The 4,342-nt window shown below is 66.8% G+C and carries 3 protein-coding genes; 1 reads left to right on the top strand and 2 read right to left on the bottom strand.

Annotated features, from left to right (window positions below):
- Positions 1-555: 555 nt before the first annotated feature.
- Both D7X99_RS41525 and D7X99_RS41520 read right to left on the bottom strand, forming a co-directional pair.
- Positions 556-1,650, bottom strand: a complete 1,095-nt coding sequence (locus D7X99_RS41525; RefSeq protein ID WP_121782539.1) for a LuxR C-terminal-related transcriptional regulator — start codon at positions 1,648-1,650, stop codon at positions 556-558.
- A gap of 558 nt (positions 1,651-2,208) precedes the next feature.
- Entirely contained in the window at positions 2,209-2,838 is a 630-nt protein-coding gene (locus D7X99_RS41520; RefSeq protein WP_233614215.1) for a TetR/AcrR family transcriptional regulator, read from the bottom strand.
- A 96-nt stretch (positions 2,839-2,934) separates the two neighbouring features.
- Between D7X99_RS41520 and D7X99_RS41515 the strand changes: the two genes are divergently transcribed.
- Positions 2,935-3,441, top strand: coding sequence for a DUF2867 domain-containing protein (locus D7X99_RS41515; RefSeq protein ID WP_158627162.1), 507 nt, complete (start codon positions 2,935-2,937; stop codon positions 3,439-3,441).
- Positions 3,442-4,342: the final 901 nt, after the last annotated feature.

The following is a 4,342-nucleotide window of genomic DNA, read 5'->3' as shown; positions in this document are numbered from 1 at the left end:
CTGCTCTGCGTCGATGGCCACCTTGCGTTTCATGGTGGCTGCCTCTTTGCGCGGATACCAGCGCCTTCGCACGCAGCCGCCGAGCGAGCGTATGCTGATCAACTCGCTAGATGAGGGGATCCTTCAGAGTGTTCCTGGCTCACCCTGTCCGACGAGAAGCCTTCGGGGTGGCCGCACCAGGCGACGTATGGCAGGCGCACCACCGCGTTCCTCTTGTCGGCATAGGAGAGCGTCTGCGTCGGGCCACTGAACTTCCAGGTGTACGCCGACTGCCTACGCAGCGACGCTTACTGCGCCCCTCCTCACAGTCCCCGGGGTTCGCCGTGCCCATCATTGCCTTGCAGCGCACTCCCCTGGGCCGCGGGGGCGCCCTTCATGGGGCCGCCGTTATCCGAGTGCAGTACCAGGCCCTCAGGGCAGCCTGCCTCGCGCCAGCTGTCGCGGATGAGGGTTGCGGCATGCGTGGAGGACTCCTCCTCGTGGACGTACCGCCGAGGCGACAACTTCCCTGACAAGGGGCCATCTTCCATGAGGGCGGCGCTGCGTTCGACCTCGTCAGACAGGCTTGTTGAACCGCGCGGCCTGGTAGAGGAGATCGCTGCGGCTGTCCAAGTCCAGCGTGTCGAGGAGGCGTTTCACGTGGGTCTTCACCGTGTGCACGGAACGCCCGAGAGCCGCGGCGATCTCCTTGTCTGACAAGTCGCGGAGCAAGAGATTCGCGACGGTGACCTCTTTGGGCCTGAGCTTGCACTCCATCTCCTCGGGGAGCGGGATGGAGACGGGGAGTTCGTTCATCTTCAGAGCCCATTTCCGAGGGCCCTCGGGAGCAGGAAGTTCCACGAACCGGACCGTGCGGCAGCGCTCCCCATCGAAGGAGACCCAGAAGTCCTTGCCGCGCCGCTCGGCCGGGGTCATGCGCACCAGGGCGTTCAGTCGCTCCTGGAGCGGGACGGGAATGCCCGATGCGTGGAGGTCGGAGGGGGTGAACCAACGGTCCAGGAGCGCGGCGGCATTCGGGGAGCGCAGCACCTCCTGGTGGGGAGGCTGCACGACGAGGAAGGCGGTATCGGGGCCGCGGTAGAACTCTTCCAGGAGGTTGGCGCCGATGGTGAAGCTCTCGAAGTCACTGCAGTTGCGGACCGCGTTCGTCAGGTACTCGATGAGGCTGGTGAGGACGGCGGCATTCCGGGGAGAGAAGGCGCGCGGCCGGTTGCGGTAGAGCGCGAGGGCGGCGACGAAGCCGGGGCGGATTGGAAGGAGGACCGCCATGATGTGGTCCAGGCGCAACTCCAGCTCCAGACTGCGTTGGTGGATGAGGCTTCCCACGAACTCTTTGCGGGAGAGGAGCTGTGTATCGCGGACGACCCAGTTGGGCCGGTCGAAGATGGGTTTTCGGAAGGGGTCATGCTCGATGAGTCGGTCGTACTCTTCGAGCAACCGGATGCGCGGGCCCGGAACGACCCATGTGTAGCCAGGCGAACGAGCAGCGTGCATGAGGCACAGCGCCATGGCGTCGGCCTGCGCGAGTTCGAGGATGAGGGGCCGGAAGGCTTCGAGGACCTGGGAGAGGGACAGCGAGCTACCGAGCGCGTAGGTGGCCCGAAACCAGAGCATCTGCTCCTTGGCATTGAGCTTCAGCGAACTGAACATCCGCCCTCCTGGGGCAAGCGATCCTGCGGGGCTGTAGATGGCAGCATCCCATCCATAACCATCGCATGAAATCCCGTCCGTCACTCTTCGGAGGTATTGACCGCACGAGTTCACCCAACCTCAAGGGGCTCACATTCCCCCGGGCGCAGCCGGGTCTTCGCGCCGTCCAGAGGGACTCGGAATCTGGAACGTGTCGCAGAACCAGCGCAGGTCCCATTGAGGTGGGGACTGGAGCAGAGGTGCCGAAGAGCACACCCGGACGCTGCGTGGACCGAATGGGCGGTTCGAGGCACCTCTCCTCATCGCGTTGGGGATGCAGCGCGGCCCGCCCCAATCGGAACGAAAGTGTCAGGCAGTGCCTATTCGAGTGAGGGCTGGTGGGCCCCAACAACGGCCGTGCCTCTCCACTGATAATCCGCCCGGACATGCAGCTCGTCGCCGCGAGGCGCGCCTTCACCCGCCTGCCCGGCGCCCACCGCGTGGCCCGGCTCATTGTTTCTCGGTCTCGGGCACTGAGTATTCGGTCCGGCAGAAGCAGGCAGGAAAGTGAGGCGGCCCTCACACCGGCATGAGCGTCCGCACGACATGCCGCACATACTCGGTCCGGGCACGGCTCGTGCCCAGCGACGCAGGGCTGGCGATGGACAGGTGCAGCAGGCCCACGTAGGTGGAGTACGCCTGGAGCGCCCACCTGCGAGCATCACGCGCCGGCAGCCCCAGCGCCCTGTAGAGCCTGGTGACGTAGTCGATGCGCAGCTGGGACACCCGCGCAAGCACCGGCTGGATGCGAGGGTCCGAAGAAGCACCCGCGACCAGGGCGACCTCGATTCTTCCATGCGCGCCCTGCTCGAAGGTCAGCTCCAGCAGTTGGCGCAAGCGTGCCCTGGGGTCTGGCAACGCCTCCAGGCGCTGAATGACCCGGGTGGTCGCCCATTCCTCCCACCGTGAGAGCGCGGCCTGGAGCACGTCCGACCGATCCTTGTAGTGCCAGTAGAAGCCGCCCTTCGTCACCCCCAGGCTGCGCGCCAGCCGCTCCACGGACAGCGAATCCACGCCATTCTCCAGGCTCCACAGCGCGGCATCCGCCCAATCCTCCGCCGACAGCCCGGCCCCCCGAGGGGCCCTGCGGATGTCCTTGATGCTCCGGAAGGACGCCGGTTCGGGAACTCGGGAAGGAGTGCGGCTCATCGTCCAATCCAGTCTGGAGGCCCGGGTTTCCAGCACCTCGATACGTTACCGTATCGCGATACGGTAGCGTATCGGATGAACGATGGGAGGCTCCACATGCGGGTGACGAGCAGGTCGCTGCCGGACGTTCTGCGCCCCTTCGCGCAGGGTGCGGACCACGTGGACGTGAAAACGGTGGAGTCCCAGGCCACGTTGCGCCAGTTCCTGGCAGGCCTCATGTCCTACCAGCCCGTGTGGGTGAGCGCGCTGTACCGGGTTCGCGCCGTGCTCATGCGGCTGCTCGGGATGCGGCAGCACGGCATCCCCCAGCAGCGCCTGTCGCGGCCCGTGGACATTCCGATGACGCCGGGCAGCGCGGTCTCATTCTTCACCGTGCGCCATGCCGAGGAAGAGCACGTGTGGGTGGTGTCGGCCGAGGACACGCACCTGGAGGCCACGCTGGCGGTGGTGGTGGAGCCCGCGGAAGGCCCCCGTCGGCGCTTCCACGTGGTGACGCTGGTGCATTACCGGAACTGGGCCGGCCCCGTGTACTTCAACGTCATCCGGCCCTTCCACCATCTCGTCGTTGCCCGCATGGCCCGCCACGGAGCGAGCGCCGGATGAACAGCCGGCTCGCGCAAGGAATCGGCGAACACGCGCGTCTTCATCGCCGGATGGGCTCACGTCGCGACACAGTCAACATGTGAGGCACCGCGTTTCGGCCGGACTCGCCCCGGTTCCATCGCGACGCCAGCGTCACCCTCCTCGCGTTCAATCCGGAAGACGGACGCCTGCGCAAACTCGGCGAGTCCCCATGCCGCACGGCGCACATCACATCGAGGTGCGCTGAACCGCGCCCGCGCACAAGCAGCCCCTGACAGCCCACGCCCGCGACGTCATCCGTCAGAGGCCGGTCATGACCGAGGAGCGACCTCGCCGGTGCTCGGCAGGCGTCGTCCCCGTCCAGCGACGGAAGGCGCTCGTCTCCGATGCCAGTAGGCGCCGCCCCCTCGGCTGAGGGAAACCCGCCCTATCCGGGGACGGGTCGCTCGCAGACGGCGGTGGTGCCCTCACCGGAGCCGCGGCCGGCCCTCTTCGTCTTCGACGAGGGCCACGGACACGAGAGCGCTCAGGGAGATGCGCGCAGCTCCAGGGTCGAGCAATGGATGTTGCCGAAGTTGATGTGACAGGCCTCCAGGTCGTCCACGCGATGGGACGACGACGGACCGGCTGACGCCTGCTCCGGTGCAGGCCCTGGGGCCCTGACGAAGCGCGGGGCACCTGTGGCTGGCGCCGCGCCCCGGACGCCAGCCCCGCCCGTCCGTGCCCGATACGGACCGGCGAAGGAAGCCTTCGACGACATCTTCCTGTGCCGGATTGACCTTCACCAGGAGAACCGCTGCATCCTGGTTCTCAGCTTGAGGGCCCGCGTCCATTCCTGCTTAGGTCCCGGGTAACAGCGCACACTTCGCGTATGGCTGCCTTCACCCCAAGCATCCCCCTCCTCCCCCGAGGCCCCATGTCC

Origin of the sequence: Corallococcus sp. AB032C (assembly GCF_003668935.1) — a bacterium.
GTDB lineage: Bacteria > Myxococcota > Myxococcia > Myxococcales > Myxococcaceae > Corallococcus > Corallococcus exiguus.
This window is presented reverse-complemented; position numbering and strand designations above follow the sequence as displayed.

Excerpts from the sequence above, each read along its gene's own strand:
- D7X99_RS41525 (WP_121782539.1), bottom strand. The coding sequence starts at position 1,650 with ATGTTCAGTTCGCTGAAGCTCAATGCCAAGGAGCAGATGCTCTGGTTT.
- D7X99_RS41520 (WP_233614215.1), bottom strand. The coding sequence starts at position 2,838 with ATGAGCCGCACTCCTTCCCGAGTTCCCGAACCGGCGTCCTTCCGGAGC.
- D7X99_RS41515 (WP_158627162.1), top strand. The coding sequence starts at position 2,935 with ATGCGGGTGACGAGCAGGTCGCTGCCGGACGTTCTGCGCCCCTTCGCG.